The organism is Sulfitobacter sp. NFXS29 (genome assembly GCF_040148765.1).
GTDB lineage: Bacteria > Pseudomonadota > Alphaproteobacteria > Rhodobacterales > Rhodobacteraceae > Sulfitobacter.
In genome coordinates, this window is the sequence record NZ_JAGDED010000002.1 from 155,526 (window position 1) to 178,436 (window position 22,911).

At 61.6% G+C, this 22,911-nt stretch carries 26 protein-coding genes; 12 read left to right on the forward strand and 14 right to left on the reverse strand.

Annotated features, from left to right (window positions below; translation table 11 throughout):
- Nucleotides 1-4: 4 nt before the first annotated feature.
- The 4 genes from J3456_RS05575 to J3456_RS05590 form a co-directional block, all read right to left on the reverse strand.
- Nucleotides 5-724 carry a helix-turn-helix transcriptional regulator gene (locus tag J3456_RS05575; RefSeq protein ID WP_349579273.1) on the reverse strand — a complete coding sequence of 240 codons (720 nt, stop codon included), beginning with the start codon at nt 722-724 and terminating at the stop codon, nt 5-7.
- The gene (locus J3456_RS05580; protein WP_349579274.1) at nt 672-878 is read right to left on the reverse strand and encodes a hypothetical protein; all 207 of its coding nucleotides are present in this window, start codon (nt 876-878) and stop codon (nt 672-674) included. The genes J3456_RS05575 and J3456_RS05580 overlap by 53 nt, the downstream gene beginning before the upstream one ends.
- 197 nt (nt 879-1,075) lie before the next feature.
- A complete protein-coding gene (gene ccrA / locus J3456_RS05585; protein ID WP_067630432.1) occupies nt 1,076-2,356 on the reverse strand; it encodes a crotonyl-CoA carboxylase/reductase in 1,281 nt (426 codons plus the stop codon).
- Nucleotides 2,357-2,481: 125 nt separating this feature from the next.
- Nucleotides 2,482-3,879, reverse strand: coding sequence for a 1-acyl-sn-glycerol-3-phosphate acyltransferase (locus tag J3456_RS05590; RefSeq protein WP_349579275.1), 1,398 nt, complete (start codon nt 3,877-3,879; stop codon nt 2,482-2,484).
- Between the two features lie 165 nt (nt 3,880-4,044).
- Here J3456_RS05590 and J3456_RS05595 point away from each other — a divergent pair, with 165 nt between their 5' ends.
- The 3 genes from J3456_RS05595 (at nt 4,045) to deoD (ending at nt 7,346) form a co-directional block, all read left to right on the forward strand.
- The gene (locus J3456_RS05595) at nt 4,045-6,012 is read left to right on the forward strand and encodes a methylmalonyl-CoA mutase family protein (protein WP_349579276.1); all 1,968 of its coding nucleotides are present in this window, start codon (nt 4,045-4,047) and stop codon (nt 6,010-6,012) included.
- An 83-nt stretch (nt 6,013-6,095) separates the two neighbouring features.
- Nucleotides 6,096-6,440: an H-NS histone family protein gene (locus J3456_RS05600; protein WP_349579277.1), complete on the forward strand. Its 345-nt coding sequence runs from the start codon at nt 6,096-6,098 to the stop codon at nt 6,438-6,440.
- 201 nt (nt 6,441-6,641) lie between these two features.
- Complete coding sequence (gene deoD / locus J3456_RS05605) at nt 6,642-7,346, forward strand: purine-nucleoside phosphorylase (RefSeq protein ID WP_349579278.1); 705 nt, start codon at nt 6,642-6,644, stop codon at nt 7,344-7,346.
- Nucleotides 7,347-7,437: 91 nt separating this feature from the next.
- On the opposite strand, the gene J3456_RS05610 is transcribed toward deoD, so the two are convergent.
- From J3456_RS05610 to J3456_RS05655, 10 genes are all read right to left on the reverse strand, one after another.
- On the reverse strand, nt 7,438-9,090 hold the full coding sequence (locus J3456_RS05610) for an FAD-binding dehydrogenase (RefSeq protein WP_349579279.1): 1,653 nt from the start codon (nt 9,088-9,090) through the stop codon (nt 7,438-7,440).
- Between the two features lie 54 nt (nt 9,091-9,144).
- The gene (locus J3456_RS05615) at nt 9,145-9,360 is read right to left on the reverse strand and encodes a hypothetical protein (RefSeq protein WP_067630449.1); all 216 of its coding nucleotides are present in this window, start codon (nt 9,358-9,360) and stop codon (nt 9,145-9,147) included.
- A gap of 42 nt (nt 9,361-9,402) precedes the next feature.
- Entirely contained in the window at nt 9,403-10,182 is a 780-nt protein-coding gene (locus J3456_RS05620) for a succinate dehydrogenase iron-sulfur subunit (RefSeq protein ID WP_132446576.1), read from the reverse strand.
- 10 nt (nt 10,183-10,192) lie between these two features.
- Nucleotides 10,193-10,528: a hypothetical protein gene (locus J3456_RS05625; RefSeq protein ID WP_349579280.1), complete on the reverse strand. Its 336-nt coding sequence runs from the start codon at nt 10,526-10,528 to the stop codon at nt 10,193-10,195.
- Nucleotides 10,528-12,333 (reverse strand): succinate dehydrogenase flavoprotein subunit, encoded by a 1,806-nt coding sequence (gene sdhA, locus J3456_RS05630; RefSeq protein ID WP_349579281.1) that lies wholly within the window; start codon nt 12,331-12,333, stop codon nt 10,528-10,530. The genes J3456_RS05625 and sdhA overlap by 1 nt, the downstream gene beginning before the upstream one ends.
- A 29-nt stretch (nt 12,334-12,362) precedes the next feature.
- Nucleotides 12,363-12,734: a succinate dehydrogenase, hydrophobic membrane anchor protein gene (sdhD, locus tag J3456_RS05635; RefSeq protein WP_067261896.1), complete on the reverse strand. Its 372-nt coding sequence runs from the start codon at nt 12,732-12,734 to the stop codon at nt 12,363-12,365.
- Between the two features lie 11 nt (nt 12,735-12,745).
- The gene (sdhC, locus tag J3456_RS05640; RefSeq protein WP_243261179.1) at nt 12,746-13,129 is read right to left on the reverse strand and encodes a succinate dehydrogenase, cytochrome b556 subunit; all 384 of its coding nucleotides are present in this window, start codon (nt 13,127-13,129) and stop codon (nt 12,746-12,748) included.
- 255 nt (nt 13,130-13,384) lie between these two features.
- On the reverse strand, nt 13,385-14,347 hold the full coding sequence (gene mdh, locus J3456_RS05645) for a malate dehydrogenase (protein ID WP_067261933.1): 963 nt from the start codon (nt 14,345-14,347) through the stop codon (nt 13,385-13,387).
- A 154-nt stretch (nt 14,348-14,501) separates the two neighbouring features.
- Nucleotides 14,502-15,620 carry a PRC-barrel domain-containing protein gene (locus J3456_RS05650; protein ID WP_349579282.1) on the reverse strand — a complete coding sequence of 373 codons (1,119 nt, stop codon included), beginning with the start codon at nt 15,618-15,620 and terminating at the stop codon, nt 14,502-14,504.
- 167 nt (nt 15,621-15,787) lie between these two features.
- On the reverse strand, nt 15,788-16,114 hold the full coding sequence (locus J3456_RS05655; protein WP_067630467.1) for a hypothetical protein: 327 nt from the start codon (nt 16,112-16,114) through the stop codon (nt 15,788-15,790).
- A gap of 301 nt (nt 16,115-16,415) precedes the next feature.
- On the opposite strand from J3456_RS05655, the gene J3456_RS05660 reads away from it, so the two are divergent.
- The 9 genes from J3456_RS05660 to J3456_RS05700 all read left to right on the forward strand — a co-directional run bounded on the left by J3456_RS05660 (nt 16,416) and on the right by J3456_RS05700 (nt 22,888).
- A complete protein-coding gene (locus J3456_RS05660; RefSeq protein ID WP_349579283.1) occupies nt 16,416-17,282 on the forward strand; it encodes an HpcH/HpaI aldolase/citrate lyase family protein in 867 nt (288 codons plus the stop codon).
- Entirely contained in the window at nt 17,279-17,836 is a 558-nt protein-coding gene (locus tag J3456_RS05665) for an NnrU family protein (RefSeq protein WP_349579284.1), read from the forward strand. Before J3456_RS05660 ends, J3456_RS05665 begins: the two co-directional genes overlap by 4 nt.
- Before the next feature lie 13 nt (nt 17,837-17,849).
- The gene (locus tag J3456_RS05670; protein WP_067630476.1) at nt 17,850-18,053 is read left to right on the forward strand and encodes a DUF1737 domain-containing protein; all 204 of its coding nucleotides are present in this window, start codon (nt 17,850-17,852) and stop codon (nt 18,051-18,053) included.
- Complete coding sequence (locus J3456_RS05675) at nt 18,053-19,084, forward strand: MaoC family dehydratase (RefSeq protein ID WP_349579285.1); 1,032 nt, start codon at nt 18,053-18,055, stop codon at nt 19,082-19,084. The genes J3456_RS05670 and J3456_RS05675 overlap by 1 nt, the downstream gene beginning before the upstream one ends.
- A gap of 223 nt (nt 19,085-19,307) precedes the next feature.
- Nucleotides 19,308-20,501 (forward strand): ADP-forming succinate--CoA ligase subunit beta, encoded by a 1,194-nt coding sequence (sucC, locus tag J3456_RS05680; RefSeq protein WP_067630482.1) that lies wholly within the window; start codon nt 19,308-19,310, stop codon nt 20,499-20,501.
- Nucleotides 20,502-20,648: 147 nt separating this feature from the next.
- Nucleotides 20,649-20,942 carry a hypothetical protein gene (locus J3456_RS05685; protein ID WP_269343722.1) on the forward strand — a complete coding sequence of 98 codons (294 nt, stop codon included), beginning with the start codon at nt 20,649-20,651 and terminating at the stop codon, nt 20,940-20,942.
- Nucleotides 20,943-21,015: 73 nt separating this feature from the next.
- Nucleotides 21,016-21,702: a hypothetical protein gene (locus J3456_RS05690; protein WP_349579286.1), complete on the forward strand. Its 687-nt coding sequence runs from the start codon at nt 21,016-21,018 to the stop codon at nt 21,700-21,702.
- Between the two features lie 52 nt (nt 21,703-21,754).
- Nucleotides 21,755-22,642, forward strand: a complete 888-nt coding sequence (sucD, locus tag J3456_RS05695; protein WP_349579287.1) for a succinate--CoA ligase subunit alpha — start codon at nt 21,755-21,757, stop codon at nt 22,640-22,642.
- A gap of 111 nt (nt 22,643-22,753) precedes the next feature.
- Entirely contained in the window at nt 22,754-22,888 is a 135-nt protein-coding gene (locus tag J3456_RS05700) for a hypothetical protein (protein WP_317389810.1), read from the forward strand.
- Nucleotides 22,889-22,911 lie beyond the last annotated feature (23 nt).

Sequence of the window (22,911 nt, forward strand, 5' to 3'; positions counted from 1 at the left end):
CGGCTCAAACGACGATCAGCCCCCGGCTGAGCGCGCGTGCGACGGCATGGGTCGTGTTCGATGCGCCCAGTTTGAACCGCGCGCTTTCCACATAGGCCCGCAGCGTGTGTTCCGAGATCGACAACCGGTCGGCCACCTGCGCGCGGCTATAGCCCACTGCCAACAGCGTCATCGCATCGACCTCACGCGGGGACAGCGCCTGCACTGCGCAGGGCGCACGGTCCGGAGCCAGTGCCAGCGCTTTTTCGTTGAAACAATGCGCCGCCCAGATCAGATCGCGCCGGTGCCGCGCGGTGAAGGCTGCCCAGACCCCATCCGTGCAACTATGGTTCGTGGTGAACAGCGCAAATTGCCCATGCGGCCCCCGGATCGGGACCGAGAAACCCTGATTGCCGACCCCGTGGTCCAAGGCATCCCGGTGGAACTGCCGCGCCGCGCGGGAGGACCAATCGAGGTCTTTCCAGTCCACCGGTTCAAACCGGCGATAGCAGCCAGCGACAACCGGATCGATGCGGAGGTAGTTGTGGGCCTGATAGCGTTCGGACCAGAGCGGCCCGTAGGTGCCGCAGCCATATTGCACGCCCGCCGTGTCGATCCAGTGATAGACCACATGCAAGATGCCGTAGTGATCGCGCAGGTCTTCGCAGGCTTGGCCAAGTTCGGGCTGGCCGTCAGCCTGTGCCAGCCTTTCCCAAATGCGTTCCAGATGCGGCTCTATCCTCATGCGTCCGGCCTATGGCCCTTCCGCGTTGCAAGGACATCTCGGCCAGAGCGATCAGCGCCGCGTCGTCCAACTGTTCCGCCGTGCGCGGCAGTTGGTTCGCCATGGCAAAAGCCCTGAGATCGGCCAATACGTCCAATATCCAATCATCTTGCATGAGGATCGCCCAGCTTTGGTTAATGGCAGATTAATACAACCATAGCATGTGCACGATTTCGCACCATCCGCGCTTTTCGTCCCCCCATAAATGGCGGGGTTGGCTGCGGTAAGGCCTTGTTCTGGTTGCGGGCAAACGCAAACCCCCGCGGCCGGGGCCACGGGGGGGGGGATCTTGTCTCAGTCTATCGGTCTCGCTCAGTCGCGCGCCATCACCGTGTCTTCGAGTGTGCGCAGCCCGGTCGTGGGGGCCTGCACCAGCACCGACATATTGCCCGGCTTATGCTCATTGCGCATCATCTTCATATGCGCCTCGGGCAGATCGGCCCAGCTAAAGACTTCGGACATGCAGGGATCAAGACGGCGTTCCATCATCAGCTTATTCGCCGCGCTCGCCTGTTTCAGATGGGCAAAGTGGCTGCCCTGCAAACGCTTCTGGTGCATCCACATATAGCGCACATCGAAGGTCAGGTTGAACCCGGAGGTGCCCGCGCAGATCACCACCATGCCGCCCTTTTTGACCACGAAGGTTGAAACTGGGAATGTCGCCTCACCCGGATGTTCGAACACCATGTCGACGTTCACACCCTTGCCAGTGATGTCCCAGATCGCCTTGCCGAACTTGCGGGCCTCTTTGAACCATTCGTTATATTCCGGCGTGTTCACCGTGGGCAGCTGGCCCCAGCAGTTGAAATCCTTGCGGTTCAGCACGCCCTTGGCGCCCAGATCCATCACGAACTGCCGCTTGCTCTCGTCCGAGATCACGCCAATTGCATTGGCGCCCGCGGTGTTGATGAGCTGGATCGCATAAGACCCCAGACCACCCGACGCGCCCCAGACCAACACGTTCTGGCCGGGCTTCAGGTCATGCGGCTCGTGACCGAAAAGCATCCGGTAGGCGGTGGCCAGCGTCAGCGTGTAACAGGCGCTTTCTTCCCATGTCAGGTGCTTGGGGCGCGGCATAAGCTGCTGGCTCTGCACGCGGGTGAACTGAGAGAACGACCCATCGGGCGTCTCATAGCCCCAGATGCGCTGGCTGGACGAATACATAGGGTCGCCGCCATTGCATTCCTCATCGTCGCCATCGTCTTGGTTGCAGTGGATCACCACCTCGTCGCCGACTTTCCAGCGGGTCACCTTGTCGCCCACCGCCCAGACGATGCCAGAGGCGTCGGAACCTGCGATGTGATAGGGCTCACCATGGCCATCAAAGGGGCTGATCGGCACCCCGCGCGCGGCCCAGACACCGTTGTAGTTGATGCCCGCCGCCATGACCAAGACCAGCACGTCCTGACTGTCGAGCTGGGGCACATCGACAACTTCCTGCAGCATTGCGCTATCCGGGTCGCCGTGCCGCTCGCGGCGGATGGCCCAAGCATACATCTGTTTCGGGACATGACCCATCGGGGGCATTTCGCCCACTTCATACAGGTCTTTTTGCGGGGCGTCATAGTCGGCGTGTTTCGTATCCAGTGCCATGTGGGCCTCCTGCCGGTGATCGGTGTCTACAAGGTCTGTGCCGCACTGCAGAATCGCGGCGGCTCCCCTTTGGGATATGATCCACCGCGCAACATTGCAACCCCCACAACTCTACTTTTGTAATTTTATGACCCAGCAGTTGCAGCAATTTCCGCCGCAGGTGCAGCATCCTCGCTGGGGAAATGGGCAATGGAATTCGCATAAAAGGCCAAAACAGGTTCCTGCCCCGTCGCGATTTGCAGCCCCTGCGCGTCTTCGGAAATGACGCCACGTTTCTTAAGGCGGGCCGTGGCGCGGGCGACGCGGTCCGGCAGTACGTCGGGCTTGGGCACGCGGTTGCGCAGCGGCATCTGTTCAAGCGTGGCGGCCACTTTCGCCAGCAATTCCGCCTCGCTCAGCGGTCCCTTCGCCTGCAGCATCACCCGCGCGATCAGCGGTACGGTCAACACGGGCATGGCCTGCGCGATCCGGTCCATCAGCATCTCCGACAGATCCGAGACCGGCACATCCGCCCCCGCGCGGCGCAGGGAAAGTGGATCACCAAAGGTCACTGCCGCCGTGCCAAAGCGCGTGTCCCGCCCACGCATCCGCCGCCAAATCTTGCGCAGCACAAAGCCCACCACCACCGTGATCCGCGCGCCAAAGCGCCGGTCGCCGCGCTCTCCGGCGGCGATCAACACGCGATCTTCTAGGATCCGGTCATAGTTAATCGCCACGGGCACAAAGATGATGTCACGCTCCCCTTCGGGGTCGAACCCCTCCACCACATAAGACAGCAAGCCCACCTTTGGCGGCTGCAAAGCCCCGGTGAGGCTTAGCCCCCCCTCGGGGTAGAACGCCTGCGTCACCCCGCCCGTCGTGGCCATCTGCACATAGCGCGCCAAGACCTTGCGATAGAGCGCCCCGCGCGATCGGCGCCGGATAAAGTAGGCGCCCATGGAGCGGATCAGCGTGCTCAGCGGCCAAACCCGCGCCCATTCGCCCACCGCATAGCTCAGCGCAGAAGACCGCGCGGCGAGGTAGGTCACCAGCATGTAATCCATGTTCGACCGGTGGTTCATGATGAAAACCACCGTGGCATCACGCGGCAGCGCGGCGAATGTCGACTCGTTGCTCATGGCCGTCTCGACCCGATAGACCGTATTGGTCAACAACCGCGCCAGCCGGATGCCAAAGCTGAAATAGGCAAAGGCGGAAAACCGCGGCACGATCTCGCGCGCATATTCGCGGGCCTTTTGAAAGGCGACATTCTCGGGCACGCCATTGCTGCGGGCGTAGTTCACGATCTCTTGGCTGACCTCCGGATCATAGATAAGGCGCTGGATCATGTCGTGCCGCCGGGCCAGCTTGAAGGGCTCGATGGGCCGGGTCAGCCGCTTGTTCAGCCGCTCCACTGCCCGCTCCAGCCGTCGGCGAAAGAACCAACGCACCGACGGCAGCAGAAAATGGCTCAGCGCCGTGACGGCCGCGAAAACCACGATGAGGATGAACAGCCAAAGGGGCAATTGCACAGTCTGCGTCATAGCTTAACCCTTACAGCGCGCAGGCGAGAGGACAATAATTATCTGTTTTCCGCCCACCGGCCGGGCACGCGTGATGCCGCAACGCAGCGAATTGACAGAGGCATATTATTTCCCCTATCAACGTCATGACGCAACTTTATTGCCATTCAGATTCAAGAGGCCAAGATGACCCAACCGCAGAAAGACCGCCCCTGGCTCATTCGCACCTATGCGGGCCATTCCACCGCCGCCGCGTCCAACGCGCTCTATCGGTCAAACTTGGAGCGCGGGCAAACCGGGCTTTCGGTGGCTTTCGACCTGCCCACCCAGACCGGCTATGACAGCGACCATTTGCTCAGCCGTGGCGAGGTTGGCAAGGTCGGCGTGCCGGTGAATCACCTCGGTGACATGCGCGCGCTTTTCGATGGCATCCCGCTTGAACAGATGAACACCTCCATGACGATCAACGCGACGGCCCCTTGGCTGCTGTCACTCTATATCGCCGTGGCCGAAGAACAGGGCGCGGATATTTCCGCCCTGCAAGGCACGGTGCAAAACGATTTGATCAAGGAATACCTCAGCCGCGGCACCTATATCTGTCCGCCCGCGCCCTCGCTCAAGATGATCGCAGATGTGGCTGAATACTGCTATACCAACGTGCCGAAATGGAACCCGATGAACGTCTGTTCCTACCACCTGCAAGAAGCAGGTGCGACGCCGGAACAGGAATTGGCCTTTGCACTTGCCACTGCCACGGCGGTGCTCGACGCGCTGAAACCGCGCGTCCCGGCAGAGGATTTCCCGAAATTGGTGGGCCGCATTTCCTTCTTCGTGAACGCGGGCATCCGTTTCGTCACCGAGATGTGCAAAATGCGCGCCTTTGTAGACCTTTGGGACGAGATTTGCCGCGACCGCTATGGGGTCGAAGACCCCAAATTCCGTCGTTTCCGTTATGGGGTTCAGGTCAATTCATTGGGTCTGACCGAACAACAGCCCGAGAATAACGTCTACCGTATCCTCATCGAAATGCTCGCTGTGACCCTGTCGAAAAAGGCCCGCGCCCGTGCTGTGCAATTGCCCGCGTGGAACGAAGCCCTCGGCCTGCCCCGCCCGTGGGACCAGCAATGGTCGATGCGGATGCAGCAGATCATGGCCCATGAAACCGACCTTCTGGAATTCGACGATCTTTTCGACGGCAATCCGGCGGTCGATGCCAAAGTCGAATTGCTCAAAGAAGGCGCGCGCGCTGAATTGGCAAATCTCGACGGTATGGGCGGCGCGATTTCCGCGATCGATTACATGAAGGGCCGCTTGGTAGAAAGCAACGCCGACCGGCTGCGCCGCATCGAAAGCGGCGAAACAGTCGTCGTCGGTGTGAACAAATGGCAACAAGGCGCGCCCTCGCCGTTGATGACCGGGGCGGGCGATATCATGCAATCAGACCCCGGTGCCGAAGCCGACCAACTCTCCCGGCTCGACGCATGGCGCAGCGCGCGCGACGAGGGCGCCGTTAAACAAGCATTGGCCGACCTACGTGCCGCCGCCAGCGCGGGCGACAACATCATGCCCGCTTCCATCGCCGCCGCCAAGGCGGGCGTCACCACCGGCGAATGGGCCGCGCAGATGCGTGCCGTTCACGGGGAATATCGCGGCCCAACAGGGGTTTCCGCGGGCCAGTCCAACAAGACCGAAGGCTTGGACGATCTGCGCGACGCGGTGGATGCGGTCAGCGACAAACTGGGCCGCAGGCTGAAATTCCTCGTCGGCAAACCGGGGCTCGACGGCCACTCGAACGGGGCAGAGCAGATCGCCGTCCGCGCCCGCGATTGCGGCATGGACATCAGCTATGAAGGCATCCGCCTGACACCCGCGGAAATCGTCGAAGCCGCGCAAACGGAAGCCGCCCATGTGGTCGGCTTGTCGATCCTCTCCGGCTCGCATGTGCCATTGGTCGAAGACCTGATGCAGCGCATGGCCGAGGCAGGGTTGAACCATATCCCGGTCATCGTCGGCGGCATCATTCCCGAGGCTGACGCGACCCGCTTGCGCGCTGCCGGAGTGGCCCAAGTCTATACCCCGAAAGATTTCAAATTGAACGTGATCATGGAAGATATCATTGCGCTTGCCGACCCCAAAGCGGTGGCCGCAGAATAGGCTGACACAAAATACAACGTGCAATTAACCAATTGGCTCTATAATTCCCCGTACCAGCACAATCTGGAAAGGAAATATCAGATATGGAAAAAGACCTGAAATCCATGAGCCGCAAGGAATTGGAGAAACTTCTGTCGGATGTCAAAAAGGCATTGCAGGCCGCGCAGGCCCGCGAACGCCGGGCGGCACGTAAGGCGGCCGAGAAGGCAGCGGCGGAATATGGCTTTTCCCTGAATGAGTTAGCTGATGAACAACCCGCGCCTAAGAAGGCCGAGAAACCGCGCAAAGCGGCTGCGGGCCCGAAATCGAAACCTCAGTTTTCCAACCCCGAAGACCCGTCCCAGACTTGGACCGGAAAAGGCCGCCAACCGAATTGGTTTCGCGCCCAAGTAGAGAATGGTGCCGATCCGGAAACGATGCGGATTTAACCGTTTCCCGAATTACGGGAATTTGGCGCCGCGTGTATGGAAATTCACCGGCGCTTTTTTTATTTTTGACGGGAATGTGAATTGGGCAACCGTCCCAATTGCCGCGCCCCTGTCCGCATTACGTCACACCCCCTCCCCCATCGCGGCCCTTGTGAAGCCCGCCTCGGGCAGGCAAAATGCGCCAAACATCAGGAGACAGAAATGACCGTCCATATTGGCGCGAAACCCGGCGATATCGCCGAAACCGTATTGATGCCCGGCGACCCCTACCGCGCGAAATGGGCGGCAGAGACCTTTTTGGAAGGGGCCGAGCTGGTCAACGAAGTGCGCGGCATGCTGGGCTTCACCGGCACATGGCGCGGCAATCGCGTGACGATCCAAGGCTCCGGCATGGGCATGCCCTCGCTGTCGATCTATGCCAATGAGCTGATGACGGAATATGGCGCGCAAACTCTGATCCGCATCGGCTCTTGTGGGGGGATGCAGAGCCATGTGGGCATTCGCGATGTTATCATTGCGATGACCGCCAGCACCATCACCTCGCCCTCCTCCGGTATTTTCCGCGAATTGAACTACGCCCCCTGCGCCGATTGGGGCCTGCTGCGTGCCGCCGTGGCAGCGGCCGAGAAGCTGGAGGCGAAAACCCATGTCGGCGGGATCTATTCTTCGGACGTCTTCTATGCCGAACGCCCCGATCTGGACGAGCAGATGGTGCGCCACGGTATTCTGGGTGTCGAGATGGAAGCGGCGGAGCTTTACACGCTTGCCGCGCGGCACAAGCGCCGGGCACTGGCGGTCTTGACCGTGAGCGACCATTTGCAGACCGGTGAGGCGCTGCCGTCGGAAGACCGGGAGAAGAGCTTTGGTGATATGGTTGAGATTGCGCTGGAAGCGGCTTTTGCCTGACTGTCGCGTCCGTTGAGAGTGCGGACGGTATTTGAAAAAGGATGAAGAGGCGCGGCGGGGGTCGCGCCTTTTGCTTTTGTGCGGGCTGGTATCAGGCGTTTTGACCGGCGAGGCGTCCGGAGTAGAGGCAGCCGCCCAGGAAGGTACCTTCGAGGGCGTTGTAGCCGTGGTAGCCGCCGCCGCCAAAGCCGCAGACCTCTCCGGCGGCGAAGAGGCCGGGCAGGACCGTGCCTTCGGGGGTGAGCACGCGGCCTTGGAGGTCACTGTGCAGCCCTCCGAGGGATTTCCGGGTGAGGATGTTGAGGCGCACGGCGATCAGCGGGCCGTTGGCAGGGTCGAGGATAGCGTGAGGTTTGGCGGTCCGGATCAGCCGGTCGCCGCGGTAGGCACGGGCCCCGCGGATTGCGGTGATCTGGGCATCTTTTGCAAAGGCGTTGTCCAGTTGGCCGTCGCGGGCTTCGATCTGGGCGCGGATGTGGTCAGGGCGGACGGGCGCGTCGGGGGTGAGCGCGTTCATTCGGGTGACAAGGGTGTCGAGGTCGTCGGCGACGATAAAGTCTGCGCCCTTGTCCTTGAACGCCTCAACTGCCGCAGTGGCGCCTTTACCGAGGCGCGCTATGAGCACCTCGCGCCAGCTGCCGGAGGTGAGGTCGGGGTTCTGTTCAGAGCCCGAGAGGGCGAATTCCTTTTCGATGATCTTTTGTGTGAGGATGAACCAGCTGTGCTCGCCCGCTTGCAGGATGCGGCGCAGGGTTGAGAGCGTGTCGAAACCGGGCAGGCAGGGGGCCTCCATCCGGTTGCCCGTGGCGTCGAACCACATCGACGATGGGCCCGGCAGGATGCGGATGCCGTGGTTGGGCCAGATCGGATCCCAGTTCTCGACGCCTTCGCAATAGTGCCACATGCGGTCTTCGTTGATCAGCCCTGCCCCGGCTTTTGCGGCGATGGCGTGCATCTTGCCGTCGACGTAGTCGGGCACGCCGCTGACCATCTGGCGCGGGGCGGGACCGAGACGGTCAGTTGGCCAGTGCTTTCGCACCAGATCATGGTTCGCGCCGATGCCGCCGGTGGTGAGGATCACCGCTTCGGCGCTGTGTTCGAAATCGGCCCTGATGGAGCGCGAGGTGCTGTGGCCGCGTGGGGCGCTGCTGTCGTCGAGGACATCCCCCGCGACGCCCGTCACGGCGCCGTCGGTGGTGATCAGACGGGTCACCCGGTGGCGGAAGCCGAGACGTAGTTGGCCTTTGGCCGCATGTTCCTGCATGAGCCGCGCAAAGGGGGCGACGACGCCGGTACCGGTGCCCCATGTGACGTGGAAGCGCGGGACGGAGTTGCCGTGGCCCTCTGCCCCTGCCCCGCCGCGTTCGGCCCAGCCGACGACCGGGAACCAGCGCATGCCGAAACCTTGGAGCCAGTCGCGCATGTCGCCCGCGGCCCAATCGAGGAAACCCGCTGCCAGCGCGCGGGGATTGGCGTCTTCGGGTCGGTCAAATTGCGCGGACCCCATCCAGTCGCGATAGGCCAGTTCCGGGCTGTCGCGGATGCCCATGCGGCGCTGCTCAGGCGTGTCGACCATGAAGAGCCCGCCAAGCGACCAGAACGCCTGTCCGCCAAGGCTTTGTGGCCCCTCCTGATCCAGCAGCAGAACCCGGCGCCCGCGCAGTACCGCTTCGTGAGCGGCCACCAAGCCAGCCAAGCCCGCGCCGACCACGATCACATCTGCTTTGAAAGTCTCACTGCCCATCGCGCCTCTCCCCTTTTGAAAAGAGTGTGCGGCGCGTTCACGGCAAAGGCAATATCACAGGCGCGGCGTGTCGAGCCCTTTGAGGCAGCGATCCGGCGGGCCTTCGCTGCGGTAGGCTTCGGCCCCGCAGGCGACGCAGTGGTATTTGCGCAAAGCGCCCTTGTCGCCCGTCCGGTCTTCGCGCCAGCGGCAATCGCGCGTCGGCGCGTTGCGGCGGGCAAAAATCAGCACGATCACAAAGACGATAACGATGATGAAGGGCAGGATCATAAGATAACCAAAGGCCCGGCGCTTGGCCGGGCCCTGTTGTCTTTAGACGGTCCGTTCGACCATCAGTTTCTTGATATTGGCAATCGCCGCGGCCGGGTTCAGCCCCTTGGGGCAGGTCTTGGCGCAGTTCATGATCGTGTGGCAACGGTAGAGCTTGAACGGGTCTTCGAGGTCATCCAGACGCTCGCCCGTGGCCTCATCCCGGCTGTCGATGATCCAGCGGTAGGCGTGCAACAGGGCGGCTGGCCCGAGGTAGCGGTCGCCGTTCCACCAGTAGCTGGGGCAGGATGTCGAGCAGCAGGCGCACATGATGCACTCGTACAAACCGTCGAGCTTGGCCCGGTCGTCGATCGACTGTTTCCACTCTTTGCGCGGCTCGGGTGTCTCGGTTTCGAGCCAAGGCTGGATCGAGGCGTGCTGGGCGTAGAAATGCGTGAGATCGGGGATCAGGTCTTTGACCACCGGCATGTGCGGCAGCGGGTAGATTTTGACCACGCCGTTGATCTCTTCCATGCCGTAGGTGCAGGCCAGCGTGTTGATGCCGTCGATGTTCATAGCACAAGAGCCGCAGATGCCTTCGCGGCAGGAGCGGCGGAAGGTCAGTGTCGGGTCAATCTCGTTTTTGATCTTGATCAGCGCATCAAGGATCATCGGCCCGCAATCGTCCATGTCGACGAAATAGGTGTCGAGCGCCGGGTTTTTGCCGTCATCGGGGTTCCAGCGGTAGATGTGGAACTCACGCAGGTTGGTAGCGCCTTGCGGCTTGGGCCATGTCTTGCCGCTGGTCATGCGGGAGTTTTTCGGAAGCGTCAGTTGAACCATTGTGCGTCTCCTAAAGCGTCAGACCGGCTGCGGGCGCGGCGGCCAGCAGGCAGGTACGGGTCTCGGGGCGCGACAGGATCGTGCGCACGGTGCCCGCTGTTGTGTCTTCCACGCCGACCACGGCGGCGCGGGCCAATTCGCGCAGTTCCAGCGCGTCGGCATTGTCGATGATGCAGTCGGTGAAGGGGGTGATGAGCCCTTTGGGCACCTGCGGGAAGCGGGTGGCCAAGATTTCGGTCACCACGCCTTTGGAGCCTTGGCGGGCAGTGTCATCCACGACCTGCTGAACTTCGACACAGGCCGTGAGCGCCGTGAGGCTGGCTGCAATGAGTACGGTGCGCAGCATCAATACACCCGTGCCTTGGGGGCGATCTTTTTCATGTCGATCCCGCCTTCGTCTTCTTTGGTCAGCGGATCGAGGTGCACGGCGCGGTAGGTGAGTTTCGCGTCATTGCCATCGAACCACGCCAGCGAGTGTTTGCGCCACTCGTCGTCGTTCCGATCCGGGTAGTCCTCATGCGCGTGGGCACCACGGCTCTCTTTCCGCGCAGCGGCGGCGGTGATCGTGGCGGTGGCGTTGGGCATGAGGTTGGTCAGCTCCAGCGTCTCCATCAGGTCCGAGTTCCACACGAGGCTGCGGTCGGTGACATGCAGATCGTTCAGCTTGTCGGCGACTTCGATCATCTTCTCGCGGCCCTCTTCCAGCGTCTTATCGGTGCGGAAGACGGCGGCATCGGCCTGCATGGTCTTTTGCATCTCAAGGCGCAGTTCCGAGGTCGGCGTGCCGCCTTTGGCATTGCGCAGACCGTCGAAGCGATCGAATGCCTTTTCAACCGACTTGAGGTTCGGCGCGGGCACCGGGCTGTCGGCGTCGACGATCTTGGCGGCGCGGATCGCGGCAGCGCGGCCAAAGACCACGAGGTCAATGAGCGAGTTGGAGCCCAGACGGTTCGCACCGTGGACCGAAGCACAGCCCGCCTCGCCCACAGCCATCAGGCCGGGTGCGATGGCGTCGGGGTTGTCGGCGGTCGGGTTCAGCACTTCGCCCCAATAGTTCGTGGGGATGCCGCCCATGTTGTAGTGCACCGTCGGCAGCACCGGGATCGGCTCTTTCGTCAGGTCCACACCGGCAAAGATACGCGCGGATTCCGAGATGCCCGGCAGGCGCAGGTCCAGCGTTTCTGGCGGCAGGTGGTTCAGGTGCAGGTGGATGTGGTCTTTGTTTTCGCCCACACCGCGGCCTTCGCGGATTTCCATCGTCATGCAGCGCGAGACCACGTCGCGCGACGCAAGGTCTTTATAGGTCGGCGCGTAGCGTTCCATGAAACGCTCGCCTTCGGAGTTGGTCAGATACCCGCCTTCGCCGCGCGCACCTTCGGTGATCAGGCAGCCCGCGCCGTAAATGCCGGTGGGGTGGAACTGAACGAATTCCATGTCTTGCAGCGGCAGACCCGCGCGGGCTGCCATGCCGCCACCGTCGCCGGTGCAGGTGTGGGCCGAGGTCGCCGAGAAATAGGCACGGCCATAGCCGCCGGTCGCCAGCACGACCATCTTGGCGCTGAACAGGTGCATAGTGCCGTCGTCGAGCTTCCAGCACAGCACGCCTTGGCAAACGCCGTCGTCCGACATGATCAGATCGATGGCGAAATATTCGATGAAGAATTCCGCGTTTTGCTTCAGCGACTGGCCGTAAAGCGTGTGCAGGATCGCGTGGCCGGTCCGGTCGGCGGCGGCACAGGTGCGCTGCACGGGCGGGCCTTCGCCGAATTCGGTGGTGTGGCCGCCGAAGGGACGCTGATAGATCTTGCCCTCTTCGGTGCGCGAAAACGGCACGCCGTAATGCTCAAGCTCATAAACCGCCTTGGGCGCTTCGCGGGCGAGGTATTCCATCGCATCAGTGTCGCCCAGCCAGTCAGAGCCTTTGACCGTGTCATACATATGCCACTGCCAGTTGTCCGGCCCCATGTTGCTCAGGGAGGCCGCAATGCCGCCCTGCGCCGCTACGGTGTGCGAGCGGGTTGGGAAAACCTTGGAGATACAAGCCGTGCGCAGCCCCTGCTCCGCCATGCCCAATGTCGCGCGCAGGCCAGCACCGCCTGCCCCCACCACGACAACGTCATATTCGTGGGTTTCATATTCATATGCTGCCATTTAATCGGTCTCCCGTTTGGGCGTATTTATTACAGGGCGAGCTTGGCAATGGCGAAGACGCCGACTGCTGCTGCGCCGTAGCTGATGATGGTCATCACGATGAGGGCGACTTTGTTGGCCAGCCCGTGGACATAGTCCTCGATCAAAACCTGCACGCCGTCATTGAAGTGTTTAAAGCCCACGATCAGCGTCAGGGCCGCCACGATGGCCGGGAAAGGCCGCGCGTAATAGGCGAGGATTTCTTCATAGCTGCCGCCAAGCGCGCTGCCGAAGGTAAAGACGAACAGCGGGATCAGCACCAAAAGTGCCAGCGAAGACACTTTCATCGCCCAGAAATGCGCGGTGCCGGTTTTCGCCGAGCCAAGGCCACGGGCGCGTTTGCGATCTGTCATGTATGCCATGGTGTCGCTCCTCAAACGATGATGATGGTCAGGATGGTCAGCACGACCGACCCGATCAGCGCGGTCCAGCCCAGCTTCTCAGCGGTCGGCACGTCGAGCATACGGCCCGTGTCCCAGATCAGGTGCCGGATACCGGCCAGCGTATGATACCACAGCCCCAAGAGCGACAGGGTGAACACCAGATCACCGAACCAGCTGGTCATGATCCCGTTCACGGTATCGAAATACTCAACCGAGGTCGCTGCGGCGAGGAACCACCACACGATCAACAGCGCGGTGATCAACATCGCGTTGCCGGTGATCCGGGTGAGAATCGACGTCATAGAGGTCAACTGGGGGCGGTAGATCGTCAAATGCGGGGAAAGCGGGCGGTTACCCCGGTTCACATCGGCCATGGCGCGGTCCTTTGTCCTGTGCTTTGTCCTGTGCTTTGCATCTTGATAGCGGATTTTACAGGACTGTCACGGGGAACTGCGGTGAATCTGCGGGGTTTGGCCAGTGTTTCGGTGGAAAAATGACAGACTGATGTGGTCATGCCCGCTTTTGTGATCACAGCAGATTATCGTGTGATCACAAATCTAGCACCCCTCCCCCGAACGAAAAAGCGCGCCCCGTGAGGGACGCGCTTTCCAAAAGGTATGCTCTGGCGCTTATGCGAGGCTCTCGTCGATGCCTTTGCAAGCTTCGACCAGACCTTTGACGGCGTTGACGGAGTTGTCGAACATCGCCTGCTCGTCTTTGTTCATCGAAATCTCGACGACGCGCTCGACACCGCCAGCACCGATCACGGTGGGCACGCCGACGTAAAAGCCGTTGAGGCCATAGGCACCATCGACATGCGCCGCTGCGGGCAGCACGCGCTTTTGGTCTTTCAGATAAGCTTCGGCCATCTCAATGGCGGAAGTGGCAGGCGCATAGAAGGCCGAACCGGTCTTCAGCAGGCCAACGATCTCGGCACCGCCATCGCGGGTACGCTGTACGATCGCGTCAAGTTTGTCCTGCGTGGTCCAGCCCATCTTCACCAGATCGGGCAGCGGGATGCCTGCAACGGTGGAGTAGCGCACCAGCGGCACCATTGTGTCGCCGTGGCCGCCCAAAACGAAGGCAGTGACGTCTTTCATCGACACGTTGAACTCGGTCGCGAGGAAGTGACGGAAACGCGCGCTATCAAGCACGCCCGCCATGCCGCAAACCTTGTTGTGCGGCAGACCGGAGAATTCACGCAGCGCCCAAACCATCGCGTCGAGCGGGTTGGTGATGCAGATCACGAAAGCGTCGGGGGCGTGTTTGGCAATGCCCTCGCCCACGGATTTCATAACCTTGAGGTTGATGCCCAGCAGGTCATCGCGGCTCATGCCCGGCTTGCGCGCAACACCAGCGGTGACGATGCAGACGTCCGCGCCTGCGATGTCGGCGTAATCTTGAGTGCCCGACATGGTGGCGTCGAACTTGCCCGAGGGGCCCGACGACGCGATATCGAGAGCCTTGCCCTCGGGTGTGCCCTCGGCAATGTCAAAAAGGACGACATCGCCCAATTCCTTCAACGCTGCGAGATGGGCGAGAGTGCCGCCGATTTGCCCCGCGCCAATAAGCGCGATCTTGGGTCTGGCCATGGTCATGTCTCCGACAGAGGTTTCATTTGCGCCGGAGATACCGAAATGCACGGTCCCGTGCAAGTTGCAGCATCGAACAGCGGCTAACCCCTGCCCCCGCCACGAAAAAGGCCGCCCCGGAGGGCGGCCAATTGCTAAAACTTAAGGCGAAAGTTTAGTCGCCTTGGTACTCAGGCTGCGATTCCAGACGCTCTTCGGTGCTGTCGATGTAGATACGTACATCATCACCTTCGACGTTTTTCAGAACCTGCAGTTCGTCAAATGTCACGGCCACTGGCTTTTCGCCCAGACCAAGGAAGCCGCCGACATTGATGACAACACGGTCGATCTGGCCGTTGTCGCCGATCAGCAGCGTGTCGATCTCACCCACGGTTTCGTCATTGGCGCCATAGACATAGGAGCCTTCGAGGTCGTCAGCGCTCATCTGTTGGATCATGTCCGCTTCGGCAGCGGCATAGCCTTCACGCTCAACTTCGGGGCGCGGCAGCAGTTCACGCTCAACAGTTTCGTCGCCGGTGATCACGGTGGTGTTGGCGTCCGCTTCGTTGACAGCTTCTTCTGTCTCAGCTTCGGCGTTCTCCATCATGGTTTCGGCTTCTTGCTCCATTTCCTCAGATTCGGCCTCTACTTCGTTGGCCATCTCTTCGGTTTCGGCTTCAAGGTTCTCGGCCGCGTTCTCGGTGTCTTGAACCATTTCCTCGGTCTCGGCCTCTACTTCGTTGGCCATTTCCTCGGTTTCGGCTTCAACGTTGTTGGCCATTTCTTCGGCTTCGGTTTCGCCGTTGGTGACGACGGTGACATTGTCGTCAGTCTCGGTCATCGCCTCGCCTTCCATCGCTTCGCCGTCCATCATGGGGCGCTCGAATTCAGGCGCTTGCTCCAGCATCTCTTTCGAGGTGTTCACAACGAGGAAACGGTCGCCGTCTTCGTCGTTCAGGATGCGAATCTTGTCCATGGAAATGGAAACGTCACGTTCACCCAGCCCAAGGAACCCGCCGATGCCGAGAATGACAGCCGTCACTTCGCCGTCTTTCGACACGATGATGTCGTTGATCTCGCCGATGTCATCCCATTCCTGCTCTGCGCCATTGGCAACAGGGGTGGCGGCGTCGACTTCGGCTTCGGAGTTATAAATGCGCATGCCGATCAGGTCGGATGCAAGGAAGTCTGTTTGTTCAACAGCAACGTTGCCAAAGCCTTCCGAATGCGCTTCCGCAAAAGCTGCGCCGGTCATGGTCAGTACGATGGCCGTTGTGCTCAGAAAACGTTTCATTGTGGTACTCCTTCCAAAATTGAGCGTTAATTGCTCTTCTGGAACCACAACCCGGATGGCCCTATCCAGTTCCACTGCCACGCAAATAAATAGATCGCGCCACCTTGGCCCAGACACAGGAAAGGCGGCCAATGGCCGCCCGCGCGTTCAGTCAATATCGCCCCTTTTCAGGCGTCTTCGCCCTTGGCTGGCAATGCTTCGGCCAAGGCCTCAAACCCCTGCCCCGAGGCGACCAGGCAGGTGATCCCATTGACCCCGGTCACCGTGATCGTCCAGCTGCCCGTTTGATCTGACGCGAAAACCTCCATCACCGCGTTATCGCCGCCCAGCCCCATCGACTGGCGCGTCTCCCCATAACCGTCAGCCAGCCGCAGCACCACATGATCGCGGGGTGCGCAATTGCGCGGGGTCTGCGCTTCTGTCGTTGTGGCCAGCACGATTGCAGAGGCGGCGGTGAGCGCCGCGAGATGGATAAATTTAACAAAACCTGACATAGCATCTGCCTTTGCATCAAACGGCGTGACCCTTGGGGATGGCAATGCGCGTCTTTCGCACCGGCCCTTAGGCAGCCTTGGTTGAAATAACTGCATCCGCTTTGCAAAAGGGTGCAGCAGATGCGATGCGCAAAAGACTGCGCCTCAAGCCTGAAGGACTGGTTAATCTGCCGCCCGCAAAACGGCGCAACGGGTTCGCTGCATTGCGGCATATTTTGCCTTGAAGTTTTCGCACAAAAATGCCCCTCTGTGCGCAACAATGTTAGGCGGCCAATGCGTCGCCCTGCCCGAGGAGCCTTACATGACCGCCACAACCCGCCCGCTGCGTTCCGTTCTCTACATCCCCGGCTCTAAGCCCCGCGCCCTCGACAAAGCGCGGGGGTTGGCCTGCGACGCGGTGATCTTCGACCTCGAAGATGCCGTCTCACCCGAGGAAAAGGTCGCCGCACGTGAAACATTGGCTGAGGCGCTGGCTTCAGGCGGCTATGGTGCACGGATGCGGGTAGTGCGGATCAACGGGCTGGACACCGAATGGGGCGTCGATGACGCCCGTGCCGCCGCCGCGATGAAGCCCGACGCGATTCTCTTGCCCAAGGTCGGATCCCCCGCCGATCTCGAAGCGCTGACCGAGATAATGGGCGACATCCCGCTCTGGGCGATGATGGAAACCCCCGGTGCCATGCTCAACGCCGCCGCCATCGCCGGACACCGCCAGTTGCAGGCCATGGTCATGGGCACCAATGATCTGGCGAAAGATCTGCAAACCCGCTTCCGCCCCGACCGCCTGCCGCTGATCACTGGGCTGGGCCTTTGCCTGCTGGCCGCCAAAGCCCATGGCGTGGCGATCATCGACGGAGTGTATAATGCGTTTAAAGATGAAGACGGGCTGCGCGCCGAATGCGATCAAGGCCGCGACATGGGGTTCGACGGCAAGACGCTGATCCACCCCGCGCAGCTCGACATCGCCAATGCCGCCTTCACCCCATCCGAAGACGAAGCCGCCCTCGCCCGCCGTCAGATCGACGCCTATGAAGAGGCACAGGCGGCGGGCCAAGGTGTGGCGGTCGTCGATGGCAAGATCGTGGAAAATCTGCATGTTGCCACCGCCCGCGAAACACTGGCAAAACTGGCGGCAATTGCAGCCATGAGCCCGGAGCCCTCGTCATGACCATCCTCATCCTCGGCCTGATCCTTTGGATCGGCGCCCATCTTTTCAAACGCCTGATGCCCGCCCAACGGGCGCAGATGGGCACCGCGGGCCGGGGCGCGGTGGCCGCCGCACTGGTCGTGGCGCTGGCCCTCATCATCTGGGGCTATCGCGCGGCGGAGTTCATGCCGGTCTGGAACCCGCCGAGTTTCCTGACGCACCTTAACAACCTTCTGATGCTGCTGGCCTTCTGGGTCTTCGGCTCAAGCGCCGCCAAGGGGGCCAAAGCGTGGCCCGCCTATAAAACCCGCCACCCGCAACTGCTGGCCGTGAAAATCTGGGCCACTGCACACCTACTGGTGAACGGTGATCTCGCCTCGATCCTGCTCTTCGGCACCATGCTTGGCTGGGCGGTGAGCGAAGTAATCCTCATCAACCGGGCCGAGCCGGGCTGGACGCCCCCGCCCCACGCAGGCCGCGCCACCTATATCCGTCTCATCGTGATCTCCACGATCCTCTTTGTCCTCGTCGCCGGCATTCACGCATGGCTCGGCGTTATTCCCTTCCCTCATTGACCCGGAGCCTTCCATGAAAGTTTACCGCTTCCTCTCCGAAGAAGACACATCCGCCTTTTGCCACAAGGTCACCGACGCGCTGAACAAAGGCTGGGAGCTTTACGGCACCCCGACCCAGACATGGGACCACAAGGCCGGTGTCATGCGCTGCGGCCAAGCGGTGGTGAAAGACGCCCCCGGCACCTATTCGCCCGACACCAAACTGGGCGAGCAGTGATGAGCAAAACCAACCGCGGCCGCTTTTTCGAAGACTACCAACTGGGCGAGGTGCTGCATCACGCGGTGCCCCGCACCGTCGGCGCGGGCGAACGCGCGCTCTATCACGCGCTCTACCCCGCGCGGCACGCGCTTTATTCCGCCGATAGTTTCGCACAGTCCTGCGGGCTGAAGGCCAGCCCGCTCGACGATATGATCGCCTTTCACATCGTCTTTGGGAAAACCGTGCCCGATGTCTCGCTCAATGCCGTGGCCAATCTGGGCTATGCCCAAGGCCGCTGGCTGCGGCCCGTCTGGCCCGGTGACACGCTGCGCGCGGAAAGTGAGGTCATCGGCCTCAAGCAAAACTCCAACGGCAAGACTGGCGTCGTCTGGGTCCGCACCACCGGGTTGAACCAGCATGACGAAAAGGTGCTCGACTATGTCCGCTGGGTGATGGTCCGCAAAGGCGATATCGACGCCCCCGCGCCCGAGACCACAGTGCCCGACCTGCCCGATGCGCTGAGCGTGGATCAATTGCACATCCCGCAGGGTCTCGACTTCTCCAACTACGACTTCGCCCAAGCCGGAGAGCCGCACCGCTGGGGCGACTACGCCGTGGGTGAAAAGATCGACCACGTTGACGGCGTCACGATCGAAGAGGCCGAGCACATGATGGCCACCCGCCTGTGGCAGAACACGGCCAAAGTGCATTTCGACACCTCCGCCCGCCCGGATGGGTCGCGGCTGATCTATGGCGGTCACGTGATCTCCATGGCGCGGGCGCTATCCTTCAACGGGCTGGCCAATGCGCAGATGGTCGTAGGCCTCAACGGCGGGGCCCATGCCAACCCCTGCCTTGCCGGTGATACCATTCGCGCCTGGTCCGAAGTGCTCGACAAAGCCGAGACCTCTGCCCCCGGTGTTGGCGCTGTGCGTTTGCGGCTGGTCGCGACCAAAGGCGGCGCGCCGTTTGAATTGCGTGACGCGGCGGGCAAATACCGCCCCGAGGTTCTGCTTGACCTAGATTACTGGGCGCTCATGCCCCGCTAAAACGCTGGTCCGCCCCTTCGGTCGGGCCAGCTATCCCCCGCAATACAAGCAAAAATCAGCCGATTCGGAGCCGTTGAGCGCATTTGTGATCACACGTATTTATCGTGTGATCACAAAACGCATTTTTAGCTGGTCAATCCCGGCTTTCTCCGAAAAAACCCTTACAGGAACGAAAGTCATCCCCATACTACGGGGCAACTGGAACAGAAACGGGACCGTTTTCATGAACATCCACGAATATCAGGCAAAAGCCCTCCTGCGCAGCTATGGCGCCCCTGTCTCCGACGGCCGCGTTGTGCTGAAGGCAGAAGATGCCAAGAACGCAGCCGGCGAAATGGACGGACCGCTTTGGGTTGTCAAAGCGCAGATCCACGCAGGCGGTCGCGGCAAAGGCAGCTTCAAAGAAGCCGCCGCTGGCGAAAAGGGCGGTGTGCGCCTTGCCAAATCCGTGGAAGAAGCCGCTGAAGAAGCCAAAAAGATGCTGGGCAAAACGCTGGTCACGCACCAGACCGGCCCCGCAGGTAAGCAGGTCAACCGCATCTACATCGAAGACGGTTCCGACATTGAGCGTGAATTGTACCTCGCCCTGCTGGTTGACCGCCAGACCAGCCGCATCTCCTTTGTCTGCTCCACCGAAGGCGGCATGGACATCGAAGAGGTCGCCGAAGCGACACCCGAAAAAATCCTCAGCTTCTCTGTCGATCCGGCCACCGGCTACCAGCCCTACCACGGCCGCCGCGTTGCCTTTTCGCTGGGTCTGGAAGGCACGGCAGTCAAGCAGTGCGTCAAACTGATGGGTCAGCTTTACCAAGCCTTCGTTGACAAAGACATGGAGATGCTTGAGATCAACCCGCTGATCGTCATGCCCGGCAACGACCTGAAAGTGCTCGACGCGAAAGTCGGCTTTGACGGCAACGCCATGTATCGCCAGCCCGACATCGCCAACCTGCGCGACGAGACCGAGGAAGACTCCAAGGAACTCGAAGCCTCCAAGTATGACCTGAACTACATCGCGCTCGACGGTGAGATCGGCTGCATGGTGAACGGTGCGGGTCTTGCGATGGCGACGATGGACATCATCAAACTCTACGGTGCCGAGCCTGCCAACTTCCTCGACGTGGGCGGCGGTGCGACCAAAGAGAAAGTCACCGAAGCTTTCAAGATCATCACCTCCGACGAGAACGTCAAAGGCATCCTCGTGAACATCTTCGGCGGCATCATGCGCTGTGACGTCATCGCCGAGGGCGTTGTCGCTGCGGTGAAAGAAGTCGGTCTGAAAGTGCCGCTGGTTGTTCGCCTTGAGGGCACCAACGTCGAAGAAGGCAAAGCGATCATCAACAACTCCGGTCTTGATGTCATCGCCGCCGACGACCTGAAAGATGGCGCACAGAAGATCGTGAAAGCGGTCAAAGGCTAAGCCCTTCCCCGGCCATCCCCGCACGGCTTTCGCGCCGGTCGGGGGTGGCCGATATCACCGTTCTTGCCGCCCCCGTGCGGCAGGGGCAAATGCGACGACGCAGCGCCGCGCCAACCCAATGATGCCCCGATGAGCAATGAGGTCAGTATGGATCAATCTCCCAAATCCTCCCCCGTCTTGACGGGCATTGCGCTATTGGGGGCCGGCATTCTGATCCGGCAATGGCAACCCAACGCCCTGCGTCTGCCTGAGCCTGCCAACCATCACCGCCGCGACCGCGGTCTGCGGCGCGCCGCGCGCAAGTCGCGCAACGGGCTGGCGATGATCCTGCCGTCGAACCTCACCGGCTCCATTGGCCGCAGCCTAATGATCATGGGCGCGGGCCTGCTGACCCTGCGACTGCTGGATCTGCTGGCTGATCAAGATGAGCAGCTTTACTGATGCCTGTCCTGTCGTCCGCTCCCCTTATGCCCCAAGCGGCCAAGCGCGACCGCGCTGCGCAAAAGGCGGGCCTATGACGCGGGCGCTCTCTTCTTCTCGCATCGGCTGGTGGCTGATCCTCGCCCTCATCGTGGCTTTTGCCGTGCAGATGGTGGTCGTGAACGCCCTCCCGGTCGCCACGCAAACCACCCTGCTGGCCGAAGGCGGTTTTTACGAAAACCTTTCGGTCGTGGGCTACCTCCTCTGCATTGTGGCGCTGGTCTGGACACTGCGCGGCGCGGTGCTGCGGGTCTGGTATCTGCCGCTGGTGCTGGCGGTCATGGCGGCGCGTGAGTTGGACCTCGACAAAAGCCTTTTCACCCGCGGCCTGTTCAAAGCGCGGCAATATACCGGTGAGGGCGTCCCGCTGGCCGAACGGCTGATCGCCGCCCTGATCCTTGCGTCGATCGTCACCGCGATTTTCCTCATGCTCTGGCGTCACGCCCGGCCCTATCTTTCGGGCCTCTGGCACGGTCGTGCATGGGCCGGGGCCGTCCTGCTGGGGATCGGTTTCACCGTCGCTTACAAACTGCTCGACGGCATCGCGCGCAAACTCGCCCCCTTGGGGATCGAGATTTCCGCCGATGCCGAACGCACCGCTTTCGTCGTCGAGGAGATCGGGGAGCTTGGCATCCCGGTCATGTTCCTCGCCGCCATCCTGCTGTGGCCCGGCCCCGCGCCGACCACGGCGCATCCCACCAACCGGGCGCATCGCGCCTGACGCCCCCGGGGCCCGCCCCCGGGATTAAACATCACCGACCAAGGAAGAAATCATGGCCGTACTAGTCAACGAAAACACCAAAGTCATCTGTCAGGGTCTGACCGGCTCGCAGGGGACGTTCCACACCGAACAGGCCATTGCCTATGGCACCAAGATGGTTGGCGGCGTCACGCCCGGCAAAGGCGGTCAGACGCACCTCGACCTGCCCGTGTTCAACTCCGTCCACGAAGCCAAGCACGTGACCGAGGCCAATGCCTCCGTGATCTACGTCCCGCCCCCCTTCGCAGCGGATTCGATCCTTGAAGCGATCGACGCCGAGATGGAACTGATCGTCTGCATCACCGAAGGCATCCCGGTTCTGGACATGGCCCGCGTTGCCCGCGCGCTCGAAGGCTCCAAATCCCGCCTGATCGGCCCGAACTGCCCCGGTGTCATCACGCCAGACGCCTGCAAAATCGGCATTATGCCCGGCCACATCCACCGGCGCGGTTCGGTTGGCGTTGTGTCGCGCTCCGGCACGCTGACTTATGAGGCGGTCAAGCAGACCACCGACATGGGCCTTGGCCAGTCCTCTGCCGTGGGCATCGGTGGCGACCCCATCAAAGGGACCGAGCATATCGACGTGCTGGAAATGTTCCTTGCCGACCCCGAGACCCAGTCGATCATCATGATCGGCGAAATCGGCGGCTCCGCCGAAGAGGAAGCGGCACAGTTCCTCGCCGATGAGAAGAAGAAGGGCCGTTGGAAGCCCACCGCTGGCTTCATCGCAGGCCGTACGGCCCCTCCCGGCCGCCGCATGGGCCACGCAGGCGCGATTGTCGCCGGTGGCAAAGGCGACGCGGAGAGCAAGATCGAAGCGATGAAAGAAGCCGGTATCGTTGTGGCCGACAGCCCCGCGACACTGGGCGAAGCGGTCAAAGAAGCGATCGAGAAGGGCTGATGCCCGCCGGGCGGGCCTTGGCCCGCCCATTGACCCACTCTGCAAAGCACTACGTTTTGCGGGGTCTTGAAAAGAACCACCCGGCGCCGCCCGCTTGCGAAGGAGGGTAAGATGCACATTCAGACCGCGCTCACTCCCTCCCGCCCCCGCGTGGCGCTGGCCCTTGGGCAAACGCCCGAACCGGCGGCCTTAGATGGCCCGCGCGACCCCGCCCTCAATACCTATGGCCCCCCGCCCCGGGCCTGACTATAGACCGACCCTGATTCTGA

Bases quoted from the DNA above. Each gene is read 5' to 3' on its own strand.
- J3456_RS05625 (WP_349579280.1), bottom strand. From the start codon at position 10,528: ATGCTGCGCACCGTACTCATTGCAGCCAGCCTCACGGCGCTCACGGCC.
- J3456_RS05595 (WP_349579276.1), top strand. From the start codon at position 4,045: ATGACCCAACCGCAGAAAGACCGCCCCTGGCTCATTCGCACCTATGCG.
- J3456_RS05660 (WP_349579283.1), top strand. From the start codon at position 16,416: ATGACCGCCACAACCCGCCCGCTGCGTTCCGTTCTCTACATCCCCGGC.
- J3456_RS05700 (WP_317389810.1), top strand. From the start codon at position 22,754: ATGCACATTCAGACCGCGCTCACTCCCTCCCGCCCCCGCGTGGCGCTG.
- sucC (WP_067630482.1), top strand. From the start codon at position 19,308: ATGAACATCCACGAATATCAGGCAAAAGCCCTCCTGCGCAGCTATGGC.
- deoD (WP_349579278.1), top strand. From the start codon at position 6,642: ATGACCGTCCATATTGGCGCGAAACCCGGCGATATCGCCGAAACCGTA.
- sdhD (WP_067261896.1), bottom strand. From the start codon at position 12,734: ATGGCATACATGACAGATCGCAAACGCGCCCGTGGCCTTGGCTCGGCG.
- J3456_RS05580 (WP_349579274.1), bottom strand. From the start codon at position 878: ATGCAAGATGATTGGATATTGGACGTATTGGCCGATCTCAGGGCTTTT.
- J3456_RS05610 (WP_349579279.1), bottom strand. From the start codon at position 9,090: ATGGGCAGTGAGACTTTCAAAGCAGATGTGATCGTGGTCGGCGCGGGC.
- J3456_RS05655 (WP_067630467.1), bottom strand. From the start codon at position 16,114: ATGTCAGGTTTTGTTAAATTTATCCATCTCGCGGCGCTCACCGCCGCC.
- J3456_RS05590 (WP_349579275.1), bottom strand. From the start codon at position 3,879: ATGACGCAGACTGTGCAATTGCCCCTTTGGCTGTTCATCCTCATCGTG.
- mdh (WP_067261933.1), bottom strand. From the start codon at position 14,347: ATGGCCAGACCCAAGATCGCGCTTATTGGCGCGGGGCAAATCGGCGGC.
- J3456_RS05690 (WP_349579286.1), top strand. From the start codon at position 21,016: ATGACGCGGGCGCTCTCTTCTTCTCGCATCGGCTGGTGGCTGATCCTC.
- sdhA (WP_349579281.1), bottom strand. From the start codon at position 12,333: ATGGCAGCATATGAATATGAAACCCACGAATATGACGTTGTCGTGGTG.
- J3456_RS05650 (WP_349579282.1), bottom strand. From the start codon at position 15,620: ATGAAACGTTTTCTGAGCACAACGGCCATCGTACTGACCATGACCGGC.
- J3456_RS05670 (WP_067630476.1), top strand. From the start codon at position 17,850: ATGAAAGTTTACCGCTTCCTCTCCGAAGAAGACACATCCGCCTTTTGC.
- J3456_RS05665 (WP_349579284.1), top strand. From the start codon at position 17,279: ATGACCATCCTCATCCTCGGCCTGATCCTTTGGATCGGCGCCCATCTT.
- J3456_RS05675 (WP_349579285.1), top strand. From the start codon at position 18,053: ATGAGCAAAACCAACCGCGGCCGCTTTTTCGAAGACTACCAACTGGGC.
- J3456_RS05615 (WP_067630449.1), bottom strand. From the start codon at position 9,360: ATGATCCTGCCCTTCATCATCGTTATCGTCTTTGTGATCGTGCTGATT.
- sucD (WP_349579287.1), top strand. From the start codon at position 21,755: ATGGCCGTACTAGTCAACGAAAACACCAAAGTCATCTGTCAGGGTCTG.
- J3456_RS05620 (WP_132446576.1), bottom strand. From the start codon at position 10,182: ATGGTTCAACTGACGCTTCCGAAAAACTCCCGCATGACCAGCGGCAAG.
- ccrA (WP_067630432.1), bottom strand. From the start codon at position 2,356: ATGGCACTGGATACGAAACACGCCGACTATGACGCCCCGCAAAAAGAC.
- J3456_RS05575 (WP_349579273.1), bottom strand. From the start codon at position 724: ATGAGGATAGAGCCGCATCTGGAACGCATTTGGGAAAGGCTGGCACAG.
- sdhC (WP_243261179.1), bottom strand. From the start codon at position 13,129: ATGGCCGATGTGAACCGGGGTAACCGCCCGCTTTCCCCGCATTTGACG.
- J3456_RS05685 (WP_269343722.1), top strand. From the start codon at position 20,649: ATGGATCAATCTCCCAAATCCTCCCCCGTCTTGACGGGCATTGCGCTA.
- J3456_RS05600 (WP_349579277.1), top strand. From the start codon at position 6,096: ATGGAAAAAGACCTGAAATCCATGAGCCGCAAGGAATTGGAGAAACTT.